General features: G+C 66.4%; 12 protein-coding genes. 8 read left to right on the top strand and 4 right to left on the bottom strand.

Features of this window, described 5'->3' with window-relative positions:
• Positions 1-34 precede the first annotated feature (34 nt).
• The 6 genes from benA to AC5RWU_RS10095 all read left to right on the top strand — a co-directional run bounded on the left by benA (position 35) and on the right by AC5RWU_RS10095 (position 8834).
• Positions 35-1408: a benzoate 1,2-dioxygenase large subunit gene (gene benA / locus AC5RWU_RS10120; RefSeq protein WP_494027890.1), complete on the top strand. Its 1374-nt coding sequence runs from the start codon at positions 35-37 to the stop codon at positions 1406-1408.
• Positions 1409-1417: 9 nt separating this feature from the next.
• Positions 1418-1933, top strand: coding sequence for a benzoate 1,2-dioxygenase small subunit (benB, locus tag AC5RWU_RS10115; protein WP_494027891.1), 516 nt, complete (start codon positions 1418-1420; stop codon positions 1931-1933).
• Positions 1934-2045: 112 nt separating this feature from the next.
• On the top strand, positions 2046-3656 hold the full coding sequence (benC, locus tag AC5RWU_RS10110; protein ID WP_494027892.1) for a benzoate 1,2-dioxygenase electron transfer component BenC: 1611 nt from the start codon (positions 2046-2048) through the stop codon (positions 3654-3656).
• Positions 3649-4443, top strand: coding sequence for a 1,6-dihydroxycyclohexa-2,4-diene-1-carboxylate dehydrogenase (locus AC5RWU_RS10105; RefSeq protein WP_494027893.1), 795 nt, complete (start codon positions 3649-3651; stop codon positions 4441-4443). Before benC ends, AC5RWU_RS10105 begins: the two co-directional genes overlap by 8 nt.
• Positions 4444-4603: 160 nt before the next feature.
• Positions 4604-5989: an MFS transporter gene (locus tag AC5RWU_RS10100; RefSeq protein ID WP_494027894.1), complete on the top strand. Its 1386-nt coding sequence runs from the start codon at positions 4604-4606 to the stop codon at positions 5987-5989.
• Between the two features lie 43 nt (positions 5990-6032).
• On the top strand, positions 6033-8834 hold the full coding sequence (locus AC5RWU_RS10095; RefSeq protein ID WP_494027895.1) for a helix-turn-helix transcriptional regulator: 2802 nt from the start codon (positions 6033-6035) through the stop codon (positions 8832-8834).
• Positions 8835-8903: 69 nt separating this feature from the next.
• Here the strand turns inward: AC5RWU_RS10095 and AC5RWU_RS10090 are convergent, their stop codons facing one another.
• Positions 8904-9458 carry a DinB family protein gene (locus AC5RWU_RS10090; protein WP_494027896.1) on the bottom strand — a complete coding sequence of 185 codons (555 nt, stop codon included), beginning with the start codon at positions 9456-9458 and terminating at the stop codon, positions 8904-8906.
• Between the two features lie 62 nt (positions 9459-9520).
• Here AC5RWU_RS10090 and AC5RWU_RS10085 point away from each other — a divergent pair, with 62 nt between their 5' ends.
• Positions 9521-10477, top strand: a complete 957-nt coding sequence (locus tag AC5RWU_RS10085) for a helix-turn-helix transcriptional regulator (RefSeq protein WP_494027897.1) — start codon at positions 9521-9523, stop codon at positions 10475-10477.
• 21 nt (positions 10478-10498) lie between these two features.
• On the opposite strand, the gene AC5RWU_RS10080 is transcribed toward AC5RWU_RS10085, so the two are convergent.
• The 3 genes from AC5RWU_RS10080 to AC5RWU_RS10070 are packed head-to-tail and all read right to left on the bottom strand — an operon-like array spanning position 10499 to position 13236.
• On the bottom strand, positions 10499-11290 hold the full coding sequence (locus AC5RWU_RS10080; protein ID WP_494027898.1) for an ABC transporter ATP-binding protein: 792 nt from the start codon (positions 11288-11290) through the stop codon (positions 10499-10501).
• Positions 11291-11292: 2 nt separating this feature from the next.
• Complete coding sequence (locus AC5RWU_RS10075) at positions 11293-12192, bottom strand: ABC transporter permease (protein ID WP_494027899.1); 900 nt, start codon at positions 12190-12192, stop codon at positions 11293-11295.
• Positions 12193-12234: 42 nt separating this feature from the next.
• Positions 12235-13236 (bottom strand): ABC transporter substrate-binding protein, encoded by a 1002-nt coding sequence (locus AC5RWU_RS10070; RefSeq protein WP_494027900.1) that lies wholly within the window; start codon positions 13234-13236, stop codon positions 12235-12237.
• Between the two features lie 299 nt (positions 13237-13535).
• On the opposite strand from AC5RWU_RS10070, the gene hrpA reads away from it, so the two are divergent.
• A complete protein-coding gene (hrpA, locus tag AC5RWU_RS10065) occupies positions 13536-17387 on the top strand; it encodes an ATP-dependent RNA helicase HrpA (protein WP_494028133.1) in 3852 nt (1283 codons plus the stop codon).
• Positions 17388-17397: the final 10 nt, after the last annotated feature.

Genomic DNA, 17397 nt, shown 5'->3' with positions numbered 1-17397 from the left:
TCGGGCAAGGCTGCCCGATTTTGATTGGAGTGACATGACTGAAACGTTGGACCACGTGCGCAGCAAGTTGGATGACGCATTGGTGGAAGACCCAGCCAATGGCGTTTTCCGCGCGAACCGGAGCATCTTCACGGATGAGGAGCTCTTCGAGCTGGAGATGAAGTACATCTTCGAAGGCAACTGGGTCTACCTGGCGCATGAGACGCAAATTCCGAACGTGGGCGACTATTTCACCACCTACATCGGCCGCCAGCCGATCGTCATCTCCCGGAGCAAGGACGGCAACCTCAACGCCCTGATCAACGCGTGCAGCCACCGCGGCGCCATGCTGTGCCGGCGCAAGACGGACAACCGCACCACCTTCACCTGCCCGTTCCACGGCTGGACCTTCAACAACACGGGCAAGCTGCTCAAGGTCAAGGACTCCCGCGGTGCCGGCTACCCGGAGCAGTTCAACAAGGAGGGCTCGCACGACCTGACGAAGGTCGCCCGCTTCGAGAACTACCGTGGCTTCCTCTTCGGTTCCCTGAATCCGGATGTCCTGCCGCTGCAGGAGCACCTGGGCGAGACCACCAAGATCATCGACATGATCGTGGACCAGTCCCCCGAGGGCTTGGAGGTGCTGCGCGGCGCCTCGACCTACACCTACGACGGCAACTGGAAGCTGCAGGCCGAAAACGGCGCGGACGGCTACCACGTCTCCGCTACGCACTGGAACTACGCCGCCACAACCTCGCGCCGCAGCACGGGTGAATCCACGAACGAGACCAAGGCTATGGACGCCGGCGGCTGGGACAAGCAGAAGGGCGGCTACTACTCCTTCGAGCACGGCCACCTGCTGCTGTGGACCGAATGGCTGGACCCGTCCAACCGCCCGCTGTTCGACCGCCGGGACGAACTGGTAACCAGGTACGGCGAGGCCAAGGCCGACTGGATGATCAACATCTCCCGCAACCTGTGCCTCTACCCGAACGTCTACCTGATGGACCAGTTCGGTTCCCAGATCCGCCACTTCCGCCCGATCTCGGTGGACAAGACCGAGGTCACCATCTACTGCATCGCGCCCAAGGGCGAAAGCGACGCCGCCCGGGCCAACCGCATCCGCCAGTACGAAGACTTCTTCAACGCTACCGGCATGGCCACCCCGGACGACCTGGAGGAATTCCGGTCCTGCCAGAAGACCTACCTGGCCACCGCCGCCCCGTGGAACGACATGAGCCGCGGCGCCACCCACCAGATCACCGGCCCGGACGAGAACGCCGACAAGATCGGCCTCAAGCCCATCTCCAGCGGTGCCCGCACCGAAGACGAAGGCCTCTACCCGATCCAGCACGGCTACTGGCGCAGCACCATGCGTGCCGCCGTGCAGGCCGAAGAAGCGCTGGCCGAAGCAGAGACGAACCGGTAAGGAAAGACGATGACGACAGCAACCACCCAGACCGGAACCATCACCCTCGAGTCAATCCAGCAGTTCCTCTACCGCGAGGCCCGGTTCCTGGACGACCGCGAGTTCGATAAGTGGATCGACTGCTACCACCCCGACGCCGAATTCTGGATGCCGGCATGGGCCGACGATGACAAGCTCACCGAAGACCCGCAGCGGGAGATCTCCCTGATCTACTACTCCAACCGCGGCGGCATCGAGGACCGCGTCTTCCGCATCAAGACGGACCGCTCCAGCGCCACCAGCCTGCCCGAACCGCGCACCGGACACAACATCACCAATGTGGAGATCATCGAACAGCGCGGGGACCTCGTGGACGTGCGCTTCAACTGGTTCACCCTCTACTACCGTTACCAGAACATCGACCCGTACTTCGGCACCTCCTTCTACACCATCGACTTTTCCGGCACGCAGCCGGTGATCCGGAAGAAGAAGGTCATCCTGAAGAACGACTACATCCACCACGTCGTGGACATCTACCACATCTGACCGGCTCCCACAGCTGACCGGCTCCCACAGCTGACCGGCGCAGGGGCCGGCCACTGGCCGGTCCCTGCCCACCGACCCCTGTAGCCATACTTCCCCGAATTGAGTTTCCCCCATGAACCATCAGGTCGCTTTAAGCTTCGAAGACGGCGTTACGCGCTTCATCAAAGTCGGACCATACGAGACGGTGGCCGATGCCTCCTACAAGGCGCGGATCAATATTCCGCTGGACTGCCGCGACGGTGCCTGCGGCACCTGCAAGGCGTTCTGCGAGTCCGGAACCTATGACGGCGGCGACTACATCGAAGACGCACTGACGGACGAGGAGGCCGAGCAGGGCTACTGCCTGCCGTGCCAGATGACGCCGGAGAGCGACCTGGTCCTGCAGATCGCGACCACCTCCGACGTCGCCAAGACCGAGGCCGCGACCTTCAACGGGACGCTGACCGACATCGCCCGCCATTCGGAGACGACCTATGGTTTCACCCTGCAGGTGGAGAACCGGGACGCCCTGGCCTTCCTGCCGGGACAGTACGTCAATGTCGAGGTGCCCGGCACCGGCCAGGCCCGCTCCTACTCGTTCTCTTCGGGCCCGGCCGAGGAGACCGTTTCCTTCCTGATCCGCATCACGGACAAGGGCCTCATGTCCAGCTTCATGCGGGACACCGCCAAGGTCGGCGACAAGATGCAGTTCACCGGCCCCATGGGCAGTTTCTTCCTGCGCGAACTCAAGCGCCCGGCGCTGCTGCTGGCCGGCGGCACCGGACTGGCCCCGCTGCTGTCCATGCTGGAGAAAATGACCAAGATGGACCTGGAGCATCCGGTACACCTCATCTACGGTGTCAGCACCGACGCCGACCTGGTCGAACTGGACAAGCTGGAAGACTACGCGGAACGGATCGACAACTTCACTTTCGATTACTGCGTCTCTGATCCGAACAGCCCGGCGAAGAACAAGGGCTATGTCACCGGCCTGTTCGAGCCCAAGCACATCAACGACGGCGACGTGGACGTCTACCTCTGCGGTCCACCGGCGATGGTGGAAGCAGTCCGTGGCCACCTGCAGAACGAAGGCATCACCCCGGCGAACTTTTACTACGAGAAATTCGCCCTGGCGAATCCGGCAGGCGAGGCGGCGCAGGCCGGCCAATCGGCAGCCGTCGCCGAAGGCGTCGCGGAAGCTGCCGCCGTCGAACCCGCCCTTGAGGCAGCCACCGGCACCGAACAGGCTGCCGCGGCCCCTGCGGCACCCGCCCAGCCCTACGAAATCGGCGAGGAACACGCGGGCATGGAGGCGCGGTTCGACGCGCGGATGGCGCTGGAACTGGGCGCAATGGAACTGATGATCGGCCGGCTGACGCCGGAGCAGCTGACCGAGTACCGCATCCTGGCCGAGGCCTCCAGCGCCTCGATCGAGCGGGAGCGGTTCGTCGACGCGGCCGCCTTTACCGTCAGCAATGCCGCCTTCCACGACTACCTGTTCAGCTGCACCGGCAACGACTACCTGCTCGAGGCTTACCGCCGCCTGGAAGTGCAGGGCCTGATGTCCCGCGTGCTGCGCGACGAACAGTGGGTGGACGCGAAAGTCACCACCGACCACATCGAACTCGTCGAGGCCTTTGAGAACGGCGACAAGGACGCCGCGCGGCGGATTATTACTGAACACAACGAACACGCCAAGGCCACCATGCGCGCCGCAGCAGCAGAAGGGACCCTGAATGCCTAAGTCCATCCATCCGGACCGCTTCGCGGGAAAGACCGTGATCGTCACCGGCTCCGCCCAGGGCATCGGCCTGGCCGTTGCCGAGCGCATCGCCGCCGAGTCCGGCACCGTCGTTCTGGTCGACCGCTCCGAGATCGTCCACGAGGTCGCTGAGAAGCTGCGTGCCAACGGTGCCGAAGCCCACAGCGTGACCGCGGACCTGGAGACCTACGACGGCGCCCTGACCGCCGTCAACGCCGCCCACGGGAAATACGGGCGCATCGATGTGCTGATCAACAACGTCGGCGGAACCATCTGGGCCAAACCCTACGAACACTACGAACCGGAGGAGATCCAGAAGGAAATCAACCGCTCCCTGTTCCCCACCCTCTGGTCCTGCCGCGCGGTCCTGCCGTACCTGATCGAGCAGCGCAGCGGCGTTATTGTCAACGTCGCCTCCGTCGCCACCCGTGGCGTCAACCGCGTCCCCTATGCCGCGGCCAAGGGCGGGGTCAAAGCCATCACCGCCGCGCTGGCGCTGGAGACGGCCCAGTATGGCATCCGCGTGGTTGCCACCGCGCCCGGCGGAACCGAAGCCCCCGAACGCCGGGTCAAGCGCGGCCCGTCCCCGGAGGGCGAGCAGGAACAGGCCTGGTACCAGCAGATCGTGGACCAGACCATCGATTCGTCCCTGATGAAGCGCTACGGCACGCTCGAAGAGCAGGCCGCAGCCATCACCTTCCTGGCTTCCGACGAAGCCTCCTACATCACCGGCACGGTCCTTCCCGTCGCCGGCGGGGACCTGGGCTAACCGCCACCGGTTCCACCAGATAGCCGCAGGGGTCCCGCAACAAGCCGGACCCCTGCGGACCCGGATCCTGCCGAGGATCCTTCCACGACACGAGCAGTACCCCGCAATGAAGCTACCGGGTACCACTAACGCGTGCCCACATGACAATGGAGTCACATCAATGAGCACAACCGTACTGCCTGCTGCCCTTCAGCAGCAGAAGAAGCAACAAAAAACCGTCCGCTGGGTGGTGGCCATCGCCGCGACCGCGCTGCTGTTCGACGGCTATGACCTGGTGGTCTACGGCACCGTCGTGTCCACCCTGCTGCGGGACCCCAGCCAACTGGGCGCACTCGACCCGGCCCAGGCCGGCGCCCTGGGCAGCTACGCCCTCATGGGCGTCATGGTGGGTGCCCTCGCCGCCGGCGCCATCGGCGACTTCCTGGGCCGCCGCAAACTGATGATCATCAACATCGCCTGGTTCTCCATCGGCATGGCGCTGACGGCCATGGCCACCAATGTCGCGGCATTCGGATTCCTGCGGTTCCTGACCGGCATCGGTGTGGGCGCCCTGGTGGCCACCGCCGGCGCGGTCGTGGCGGAATTCGCCCCGGCCGGCAAGCGCAACTTCTACAACGCCATCGTTTACTCGGGCGTTCCGGCAGGCGGCCTGATGGCTTCGTTGCTGGCCATCGTGCTCTCGGAGGCGGTGGGCTGGCGGGGCCTCTTCATGATCGGCGCGCTGCCCATCATCTTCCTCTTCCCCCTCGCCCTGGCCAAGCTGCCGGAATCCCCGAAATGGCTGCTGTCCCGCGGCCGGACCGCCCAGGCGGAGGCACTGTCCGCCCGCATCGGGATCCCCCTGCCGGCGGCCGGCAGCGGAACGGTTCCGACGGCGGCCGCACCCGCAGCCGGTGAACGGGCAGGCTTCGCCGGCCTTGCCTCGAAGCGCTTCCTGGCCCCCACGATCCTGCTGGGGTTCATGAGCTTCTCCGGATTGCTCCTGACCTACGGGCTGAACACCTGGCTTCCGGAAATCATGACCCAGTACGGCTACGGCAAGACCTACTCGCTGGCCTTCCTGGTCACCCTCAACGGCGGCGCCGTTATCGGCGGCCTCATCGCCTCCCGCTCCGCCGACCGTTTCGGTCCCCGGCAGATCGTAGCCTGCACCTTCGTGCTGGCAGCGCTGTCCCTGGTGCTGCTGACCTTCGGCTTCCCGCTCCCGGTGCTGCTGGCCGCCGTCGCCGTGGCCGGCGTCGGAACGCTCGGCACCCAGGTGCTGGTCTACGGATTCGTCTCCAACTACTACATGACGGCGGTACGCGCCGCCGGGGTGGCCTGGTGCGCCGGCTTCGGGCGGCTCGGCGGCATCTTCGGCCCGCTGATCGGCGGTTTCCTGATGGCAGCGGGAGTGGCAAACCAGGCGGCCCTGTACATCTTTGCCGGCGTGGCAGTTGCCGGTTCGCTGGTGACGCTGTTCGTTCCGAAGCGGCAGGAAACGGCCGAGGCACTTGAGGTCGGGCGGCTGCAGCCGGCCGCAACCACCGGAGCTGGCGTCGGCTGACGAGCGCCGACGTGTGCCACAGCACACCAATGATCTACGCTGAATGGCAATGATCCCGGAAAACACGGCCAATCCTTTAGTGGGCAGGCAGCGCGAATTGGCGGAACTGGAACGGTTGCTGGGCCTGGCCCGCTCCGGCCGCCCCGGCGTCGCCGTCGTCCACGGGCCAAGCGGCATCGGAAAGTCCTCCCTGGTTGAGCAGTTCCTCAGCGCCAGGGAGGACTTCGCCGCGCTTCGGGCCAGCGGCGCCCAGTGGGAAAGCGGCCTCGCGTACGGGGTACTGGAACAGCTTGCCGGCCCCTTCGCCCGCCCTGCAGAAGAACGGCAGGACGGCTATGGCGACACCTCCGACGCCGGCACTGCCGGAAACACGCTGCTGGCGGTTCTGCGCCAGCAGCAGCGGGACCGGCCCGTCGTCGTCTTTGTCGACAACCTCCAGTGGGTCGACTTCGAGTCCCTGCGGGCACTGCTCTTTGCCGTCCGGCGCCTGGGCAGCGGCCGTGTCCTGGTCATCCTCGCGGTCGATGACCAGCAGCTGGGCCGACTGCCGGACGGCTACCGCGACCTGCTGTACGGTCCCCTCACCACGGGCGTCCTGCTGGCTCCGCTGGCCGGGCCGGATGTGCAGCGCCTGGCCGCAACGGCCTCGAACATCGAACTCACGGGACCCGCAGCCCACCAGCTAGCCGTCTTCACCGGGGGCAACCCCCGCTTTATCCGGCAGTTGCTGGAGGAGAACCCCGGCGGATTCGGACGTGGCTGGAATCCGTCCCGGACGGCTCCGCGCATTCTCGCGCAGGAAACCCGGGCCGCATTGTCCGCACTGGCGGCCAGGTCCCGGGCGCTGGTCGAGGCGGCTGCGGTCCTGGGAGTGGAATCGTCCCTGGTCCAGGCCCTTGCCCTGTCCGGAATCGGCACTCCTCCGCCCGGCGCCGCTGGGTTGAGCACCGGTCCGCTCCAGACCCTGGACGAGGCTTCGGCGGCCGGACTCGTCACGCTCACGGGCCATGACGGTGCCATGCGGATCAGCTTCGCGACCCCCCTGCTCCATTCGGCGGTCTATGCCACGATCAGCCCCTCCCGCCGGGCGCAGCTGCACCTGAGGGCGGCCGGAATTGCCGACGATGAGGAAGCCAGCCTGTTCCACCGGGTGGCTGCCAGCCCGTTGCCGGACCGTGCACTGACTGACGAGCTGGATGCCTTCGCTGCGCGGCAGGCCGAGGCCGGGGTCTGGTCTGCGGCCGCGGAGGCACTCCTCAAATCAAGCCAGCTGTTTCCCACCCGGGCCGGGCGCGAACTGCGGCTGCTGCGCGCGTTGGATGCCATGGTGGGCGCGGGTGACCTGCCCCGGGCACGCCTGTACATCCAGGAGGTCGGGAGCTTTGCCCCGAGCCCGTACCGCGATGCTGTCCTGGGTTACGTGGCCATTCTGGAAGGACGCCAGACACAGGCAGAACTGCTCCTGGCCAGGGCGTGGGCCCGCTGCAATCCCGCAACGGACGCAGACACAGCGGCCCTCATAGCGCAGCGGATGGTGCTGCACTCACTCGCCCGCTGGAATGGCCGGGATCTGGTCAGCTGGTCCGAACGGGCCGTAGCCCTGGCAGCGCAGGACAGCCCCGCTGCCCTTGAATCCCAGGCCATCGCGGGCCTGGGGTTCGCGGCGTCAGGCATGGCAGAGGAGGCGGAGGCTTCGTACAGCCGTCTATCAGCCGGCCCGGATCTGGGGGCGCAGCGCCAGCGCGTCCAGATGGGACAAGGCTGGCTGCATCTGGCCCTGGACCGGCCCGATGCCGCACGCGGCGAACTGGCCGGTGCGGTCCCTACCGAGTTCAGCCTGGGTTCCTTCCGGATTTCGCTCTGGGCACAGGCGTGGCTGGCGCGGGCCGAGTTCACCGTCGGCAGCTGGGATGATGCCCTGCGGACAGTGGGCCGCGGCGTCGCGCTGCAGAACAGCGTGGACATGGACCTGGTGCGCCCGCTGCTGCACTGGACGGCCACGCAGATCCACAGTCTGCGTGGCCAGTGGGGCCCGGCCGCCGAGCACCTGCAACGCGCCTTCGCTTCCTCGGAGACTTACCCGATCATGCAGATCCCCGCCTGCCTGGCCAAGGCCCAGTTCGCCGAGGCACGTGCGGACTACGACGGCGTGCTGCGCGCCTTCGAACCGCTGCTGCGGCTTGACCGGACGCACGGCATCGACGAACCGGGCTTCTGGCCCTGGCAGGACACCTACGCGAACGCCTTGGTGATGGTGGACCGGCTCGCTGAAGCCGACGAATTCCTCGCCCCGCTCGAAAGGCTGGCCGCAAAGCGGCAGCACCGCTCCACCATGGCGCGGCTGGCCTACGTCCGCGGGCGTCTCCTCGGGGCGCAGGGCGATGCGGACGCGGCCGGCACCGTCTTCGAGCAGGGCCTGGCGCACCTCGAGGGCCTGCACATGCCCTACGCCCGCGCGCGCGTGAAGTTTGCCTACGGCCAGACCCTGCGCCGCGCCGGCAAGCGCAGGGAGGCGGCCGCTTTCCTGTCCTCAGCCCGCGATCTCTTCGCCGCTCTGGGCGCGCAGTCCTACATCGAGCGCTGCGAGCGCGAACTGCAGGCCAGCGGCCTGGGCTACGCCCGCCGGGATGAACTGGATTTCTCCACGCTGACCCCGCAGGAGCAGTCGGTCGCCGCGCTGGTGGCCCGCGGAAAAACCAACAAGGAGACCGCCCTTGAGCTGTACGTCTCCGTCAAGACCATCCAGTACCACCTGACCCGGATCTACGCCAAGCTGGGCATCAGCTCCCGCAGCGAACTGGCTGCCCGCTTCCGCGAGCCGGACGGTGCGGAGCTGAATGCCTAGCGCCTACCGCCCTCCCACCACTCGCTGCGCTCGCGACGGGTCCCTCGGGCGCCAGGCTGGGCGGCTGCGTCAGTCCTTCCGGTGCGTGTACAGATCGCGCAGCAGTGCCACCTCCGCCAGATGGTGGATGATCTCCCGGTTGATGTGCAGCACGAGCGCGGCCATCGAATGCTGCGCGAACTCGCCCTCGGCCGGCCCGCAGGGACGGTCCAGCCCGTCCTCGCCGAGGGACCGGACGCCGTCGATCCACCGTCCGTAATACTCGTCGAGCAGCTTCAGGGCGCCCACCGCTGTTCCCGGGTACTCGAAACTCTGGTAATCCACGGCCGGTCCGCCGAAATGGGAGGCATTCCGCGCTCCGAGGACGCCCACCAGGATGTGCCCGAGCCGCCACGCGATGGTCGTCAGCGGCGCCGGCACCGGTTCCGGGAACGCGAAGTCGATGGTGTATTCGCCGCCGCCGGCCGCGATTGGCGCGGTTGAGGTTCCGCGCGGCCGGATATTCCACCCGCCCGGGTACGGCTCCCAGAAGTATTCCTCGTCGGTGAGCCCGTCCAGCCGCGGCCTGGCCTGGCTGTCCCAGTGCCACTGCACCTGCCCTATCAGTTCATCCAAGATCTTCATGCCTGCGAGCCTAACCACAATCGAGGCCAGCGGCGGTCCTGATTCCGGGATAGATTTCCACCATGCTGGAAACTTCCGCGCGGCTGCTGCAATTGCTGTCGCTGCTGCAGATGCGCCGCGAATGGACCGGCGCCGCACTTGCCGAGCGCCTGTCCGTCACCGAACGCACCGTCCGGCGGGACATCGGCAAGCTCCGTACGCTCGGCTACCCCATCCAGGCCTCCCCCGGGGTCGCCGGCGGCTACCAGCTTGGTGCGGGCGCCGAACTGCCGCCGCTGCTGCTCGATGATGAGGAAGCCCTGGCAGCCGCGCTCGGGCTCAGCGCCGTGACCGCCAGTCCCGTCGCGGGCATCGGCGAAGCCTCTGTGCGCGCCCTGGCAAAGCTGGAGCAGGTCCTGCCGCACCGTCTCCGGGCCCAATTTGCTGCCATGAAGAACGCTGTCAGCACCATCGCCGTTCCGGTCGCTCCCGTGGATCCAGAGGTGCTCACCGCCCTGTCGTCCGCCATCGCGGACCGGAGGGTGGTGCTATTCCGGTACGCAAAGAACGACGGCGATGCCTCCCGCCGGACCGTCGAACCGTACCGCCTGGTCGACACTGGCAGGCGATGGTACCTCCTGGCCTGGGACACAGCTCGCCAGGACTGGCGCACGTTCCGGGTGGACCGGCTGGAGAACATCCCCTCCCCGCGCGGGCGCTTCGCGCCGCGCCCACTGCCGGAGGGCGACGCGGCAGCCTACGTTCAGCGCTCGATCACCCGGTCTCCGTACCGTTTCGACGTCGTCGTCCGCTTCGCCGCACCCCTGGATGTGGTGGCAGACAGGCTGGGGCCGGATCTGGCAGAGCTGGCTGCCGACGGCGAGACGCATACGATCATGCGCAGCGGCTGGGACTCGATGGACATTCCGCTGGTCCACCTGGCCGCACTCGACCTGGACTTCGAAATCCTGGAGCCGCCCCGGTTCCGCGAGCGCGCAGCCGAACTGGCCGCCAGACTGGGGCGGGGCGGGCAAAGCTAGCGACGAGGGGTCCCCGGCCGGCTACTGGAGCATCGTGCGGTCGTCGAGCTGGCCGCCCTTGATCTTTTCGAACTCGTGCAGCAGGTCCTGCACCGTGGTCTTTTTCTTCCGCTCTGTATCGATATCCAGGATGATCCGGCCCTCGTGCATCATGATCAGCCGGGTGCCCAGGCGCAGGGCCTGTTCCATGTTGTGCGTCACCATCAGCGTGGTCAGGTTGTGCCGCGCCACGATCTCCGCCGTCAGCCGGGACACCAGCTCCGCCCGCTGCGGATCAAGCGCCGCGGTGTGCTCGTCCAGCAGCAGGATCTGCGGACCGCGGAAGGTGGCCATGAGCAGGGACAGGGCCTGGCGCTGACCGCCGGACAACAGTCCGACTTTGGCCTTGAGCCGGTTCTCCAGCCCCAGCTCAAGCGCCTTGAGTTCCTCCCGGAAGATATCCCGCTTCTTCCGGTTCACGCCCCAGGCCAGGCCGCGCGGCTTTCCGCGGCCATAGGCAATGGAGAGGTTCTCCTCAATCGTCATCTCCGGCGACGTGCCGGCCATCGGATCCTGGAACACCCGTCCGATGTACCGGGCCCGCTGGTGGTCCGCCAGCTTGGTGACATCCTGTCCCGCGATCGTCACGGACCCGGAATCCGGCTTCAGCTTTCCGGAGGTGATGTTCAGGACCGTGGACTTGCCGGCGCCGTTGCTGCCGATCACGGTCACGAACTCACCCGGCGCCAGCGTCAGGTTGATGTCCTTCAGCGCCGCCCGCTCGTTGACCGTGCCGGCAAAGAAGGTCTTATGTACATGTGCAATGTCCAGCATGATCAGCCCTTTGCTCCCGCCAGCGACTTCTTCATCTCGTTCAGGGTCGGCACCCTCCGGAACACCTTCCACTGCGGCAGGATCAGCGCCACCACGACCAGGACGGCGGAAATCAACTTCATGTCGTTCGGATCCAGGCCCGCCATCAGGGCGAACTGGATGACGATGCGGTAGAGCACGGACCCCAGCACGACGGCCAGCGTGGCGATCATGATCAGCCGTCCGCCGAAGACGGCCTGCCCGATGATCACCGAGGCCAGCCCCACCAGGATGAGTCCGATACCCATCCCAATGTCCGCAAAACCCTGGTACTGCGCGACCAGGGCCCCGCAGAGGGCCACCAGGCCGTTGGAGAGGGAGAGCCCGAGGATCTTCATCCGGTCAGTGCTGACTCCGAAGCTGCGGATCATTTCCTCATTGTCGCCGGTGGCCTGCATGGACAGGCCCAGATCCGTGTGCAGGAACCAGTCCAGCGCGAATTTCAGCGCCAGGGCGACGGCGGCAAAGGCCAGGATGGCAACGATCCCGCCCAGGTACCCGCCTTCGCGCAGCGGCGTGATGAGGGTGTCCTCGCGCAGCAGCGGCAGGTTGGCCCTGCCCATGATGCGCAGGTTGATGGAGTAGAGGGCGATCATCGTCAGGATGCCGGCCAGCAGGCCGTTGATCTTGCCCTTGGTATGCAGCATGCCCGTGATCCAGCCGGCGACCAGGCCGGCCCCGAAGGCCGCAATGGTCGCCACCAGCGGGGGCACGCCGTTGATGATCATGATCGCCGAAACGGCGGCCCCCGTGGTGAAACTCCCGTCCACCGTCAAATCAGGGAAGTTCAGGATGCGGAAGGTCAGATAGACCCCTAGAGCCATCACCGCGTAGATCAGCCCTAATTCAACAGCAGTAATCATTGGGAATTACCCTCAGTCCCTCAGCGGATCCGGTGTGGATCCTTACTCGATGACCTGGTCCGCCTGCTCCAGCAGAGAGGCCGGGATTTCGACGCCCATCCGCTGCGCGGCAGACTGGTTCACGACCAGTTGCGGCTCCGACTGGCTTTCGACCGGCATCTGGGCGGGATCGGCCTCCTCGTCCAGGATCTGCACTGCCATCAGCCCGGTCTGGAAGCCAAGCTCCTCGTAGTTGATGCCGTAGGTCGCGACGCCGCCCCGTTCCACGCTGTCCCCCTCGGCAGGAATCACGGGAACCTGCTTGGACTCGGCAACCTGGATGAGCGATTCGAACGCGGACACGACGTTGTTGTCGGTCGGTACATAGTACGCGTCGACGTCCAGGGACTGCGCCGCCTGCTGGACCTCGCTGGAGTTGCTGACGGTCGCCACCTCCAGTTCAAGACCCAGTTCCTGGGCAGCTTCGCGGGCGGCGTCGACCTGCACCTGCGAGTTGACCTCACCGGAACTATAGACGATGCCAACGCTTTGCGCGTCCGGGACCAGTTCCTTGACCAGCCCGAGCTGCCGGGCGACGTCGTTCCGGTCCGTCGTGCCGGTGAGGTTGCCTCCCGGCTGTTCCAGGCTGTCCACCAGGCCGGCTTCCACCGGATCGGTCACCGCCGTGAACAGCACTGGAATGTCGACGATGGACTGCGCTGCCGCCTGGGCGGTGGGGGTGGCAATGGCCAGCACGAGGTCCTTCTGGCTGCTGGCGAAGTTGCTGGCGATTGAGGTCGCGGTAGCCTGGTCCCCCTGGGCGTTCTGCTCATCGAAGGTGACGTTCTCGCCCTCGGTGTAGCCGTTTTCGGCCAGCGCGCGCTTGAAGCCTTCGCGAGCGGCATCGAGCGAGGGGTGGGACACGATCTGGGTAATGCCGATGTCCACGCTCTCTCCGCCTCCGCCGGCGTTTGTTCCGCCGGAGTCACCGCCGCCGCACGCGGTCAACAGCAGCGCCGACACCACCAGGCCTGCACCCAGGACGCTCTTGGCCGGACGATTCATGTTGGTTCCCTTCTTCGGAATTCCCGGAACAGGCACACGGGGACATCATCGCCCCCAAGGCACCTGTGATACCTATCACATTGTACGCGACTCAATCCAGCCCGGAGACAAACAACCCAGGCACCGTGAGTATGACTGACAAATTGTCTGCGCTGGCTCCCCCGCTCCGGAGAAATGTCCGGATCGAGCCTGCGACCCATCCTGCACCACCCAGCTACTAAGATAGATGGGTGCCCGTAGAACAGCTCGCCATCACCTATCCCGCGGAGCTGCCTGTATCGGAGCGGCGCGAGGACATCATGGCCGCCATCGCCGCGAACCAGGTCACCATCATCGCCGGTGAAACCGGCTCCGGCAAAACCACCCAGATCCCCAAGATGTGCCTGGAGCTGGGCCTGGCGGAGAACGGCCTGATCGGCCACACGCAGCCGCGCCGGCTGGCCGCACGCACGGTGGCCGAGCGCATCGCCAGCGAGCTGGACGTCAAGCTCGGCGAGGACGTGGGATTCCAGGTCCGCTTCACCGGCGAAGTCAGCCGGCAGACCAGGATCAAGCTGATGACGGACGGCATCCTGCTGGCGGAAATCCAGCATGACAAGCTGCTGCGGCGCTACAGCACCATCATCATCGACGAGGCCCACGAGCGCAGCCTGAACATCGACTTCATCCTCGGTTACCTCCGGCGGATCCTGCCGCAGCGGCCGGACCTGAAGGTGATCATCACCTCCGCCACGATCGATCCCGAACGCTTCGCCAACCACTTCGCAAACGACGCCGGCCCCGCCCCGGTCATCGAGGTCTCCGGCCGCACGTACCCTGTGGAGATCCGCTACCGGCCGCTGAACGAACCTGTGCATGGCAGCGAGGAGGACGAGCTCGAAGAGGACCGGGATCCGCTGGACGCGGTGTGCGACGCCGTCGACGAACTGTCGCGGGAAGCGCCCGGGGACATCCTGGTCTTCTTTTCCGGCGAGCGCGAAATCCGCGATGCCGCGGATGCGCTGCGGAGCACGGTGGCACGCAACCCGCGGCTGGCCGGGGCGGAGATCCTCCCCCTGTTCGCGCGGTTGTCGCTGCAGGAGCAGCACCGGGTATTCAGTCCCGGCGGCGCCAGGCGCATTATCCTGGCGACCAACGTCGCCGAGACCTCCTTGACCGTGCCCGGTATCAAGTACGTTATCGACACCGGCACCGCCCGCATCTCCCGGTACTCGCACCGCACCAAAGTTCAGCGGCTGCCGATCGAACGTATCTCGCAGGCCTCGGCGAACCAGCGCTCCGGCCGCTGCGGCCGCGTCTCCGACGGCATCGCCATCCGCCTCTATTCGGAGGAGGACTTCGAATCCCGGCGGGAATTCACCGACCCGGAGATCCTGCGCACCAACCTTGCCGCCGTCATCCTGCAGATGACGGCGATGGGCGTCGCCCGGGGCCCCAAGGACGTGGCGTCCTTCCCGTTCGTGGAACCGCCGGATGCCAAGGCCATTAACGACGGCGTGACCCTCCTGCGCGAGCTCGGTGCGCTGAATGCGCAGGGCGCAGTGTCCGCCGTCGGACGCCAGCTGGCACAGCTGCCGGTGGATCCACGCCTGGGACGGATGATCGTCGAAGCCGGCACACGGGACTGCGTCCGCGAGGTGATGGTGCTGGCCGCCGCGCTGACCATCCAGGACCCGCGTGAACGGCCATCGGACAAGAAACCGCAGGCGGACGAAAAGCACAAACGCTTCGCCGATGAGAATTCGGACTTCACCGGGTACCTGAACCTGTGGCGCTATCTGCGCGAAAAGCAGCAGGAATTGTCCTCCACCCAGTTCCGCAAGCTCTGCCATGCCGAGTTCATCAACTATCTCCGCGTGCGCGAGTGGCAGGACCTCTTCGCCCAGCTGCGCCAGCTGGCCAAGCCGCTGGGCATCACCCTGGCCGCGGACCAGGTGGACCCGGTAGGCAAGCACGACGCGGTGCATATGAGCCTGCTGGCCGGGCTGCTCAGCCACATCGGGCTGTACGACGAACGCAAGCGCGAGTACGCCGGCGCCCGGGGTATCCGGTTCGCCATCTTCCCGGGCTCCGCACTGTTCAGGAAGTCCCCGGAAGCTGTCATGGCCGCCGAACTGGTGGAGACGTCGCGGCTATGGGCCCGGGTCGCGGCGAAATTCGACCCGCTCTGGGTGGAGCAGGTAGCGCCGCACCTGATCAAGCGCAGCTACAGCGAACCGCACTGGTCCAAGCGTGCGGGTTCGGTGATGGCGTACGAGAAGGTGACCCTCTACGGGGTACCGGTCATCGACCGGCGGCGGATCAACTATGGCCGGGTCGATCCGGAACTGGCCCGCGAGCTGTTCATCCGCCATGCGCTCGTCGAGGGCGACTGGCGGACGCACCACAAATTCTTCCACCGAAACCAGGCGCTGCTGGCGGAGGTCGATGAGCTGGAAAGCCGGGTCCGCCGGCGGGGCCTGCGGGTGGACGACGAGGCGCTCTTCGAGTTCTATGACCAGCGGGTGGGAGCCGAGGTGGTTTCCGAGCGCCACTTCGATAAATGGTGGAAGCATGCCCGACAGGAGAATCCGGCGCTGCTGGACTTCGACCCGGAGGCCCTGCTGGCAGAGGACGCCGCGGACCTCGATGCCGCGGCGTACCCGAAGACCTGGCGCTTCGGCGGCTTCGACCTGCCGCTGAGCTATGAGTTCCACCCCACCGCTCCGGGTGCAGCCCCCGACCCTTCCGACGGTGTCACCGTGGAAGTCCCGGTCCTCTTCCTCAATCAGCTGGATCCGGCGCCGTTCCGCTGGCAGATCCCAGGGCTGCGGGTTGACCTGATAACTGCCTTGATCAAGTCGCTGCCCAAGCAGGTCCGGAAGAATTTCGTGCCGGCTCCGGACGTGGCCCGGACCGCAACGGCAGCGCTGGAGGAGGGCTTCGACCCTGCCGCAGACGCTCTGGAGCCTTCCCTCGAGCTGGTGCTGCGCCGGCTGAAGGGCCACGTCATTCCGCCCGGATCCTGGAACTGGGATGCCGTCCCGCCGCACCTGCGGATGAGCTTCAAGGTGGTGGATGCCCGCGGGAAGGTCCTCGGCGAAGGCAAGGACCTGGCCCGGCTCCAGGAGGAGCTGGCCCCGGCCACCCGCCGGGCCATCGCCGAATCCCTGGGAGCCACGCCGAAGACGGCCAAACCCGGCAAGGCGGGGAAACCGGGAGTACCCGGGAAGCCTGGACAGCCGGACACCCGCGCCGCCGCCGGCGGGCAGGCCTCTTTCGAAGAGCAGTCCGGCCTCACCGGCTGGGCCGTGGGCACCCTGCAGCCGCAGGTCCAGCGGCTGGTCGCCGGGCACATGGTCACGGGTTTCCCCGCGCTCGTCGATGAGGGCAGCACCGTGGGGCTGCGGGTGTTCCAGAATGCCGGCGAACAGGCCGCCGCGATGCGCGATGGCGTCATCCGCCTGCTGGCGCTGCGTGTCCCCTCTCCGGCCCGCTACGTGCTGGAGCATCTGAGCAACACGGAGAAACTGACCTTCACGCAGAATCCGCACGGCAGCGTCGCGTCCCTGATCGAAGACTGCACGCTGGCCGCGATCGACAAGCTCGTTCCGCCCGTCACCGCTGCTGGCGGGAAGCTGCAGCCTGCCACCGAGGCGGAATTCGATGCGCTCTATGAGCATGTCCGCGCGGAACTGATCGACACGGTCTTCACGGTGACCGCCGTCGTCGAAAAGATCCTGTCCAGCGCCCGCCGGATCGAAAAGCGACTGAAGGGCAGCAGCAGCCTGGCCCTGATCAGCGCGCTCAATGACATCAAGAGCCAACTGGGGCAGCTTGTCTACCCCGGTTTCGTGGCCCGCACCGGCTATGCGCAGCTGAGCCAGCTGCCGCGCTACCTTGCCGGGGTAGAAAAGCGCCTGGACAAACTGCCCACGAATGTCCAGCGCGACGGGCTGAACATGGCAATCGTCCAGCGTCTCGAAGATGACTACGACAACGCCCTGGCCGCCCTGGTGCCGTCAGGCAGGCCTCCGGCGGCGCTTACCCATGTCCGCTGGATGCTGGAGGAGCTGCGCATCAGCTTGTTCGCCCAGGAGCTGGGCACGGCCTATTCGGTCTCGGAAAAGCGGGTCCGCACAGCGCTCAATGAGGCCCTCGCGGCGAAATAGCCGCGGGAAA

The sequence above is a fragment of the Arthrobacter sp. B0427-1-12 genome, from assembly GCF_059092905.1.
The sequence above is the reverse complement of the archived record's forward strand: the minus strand, read 5'-3'. Positions and strand labels throughout refer to the sequence as shown.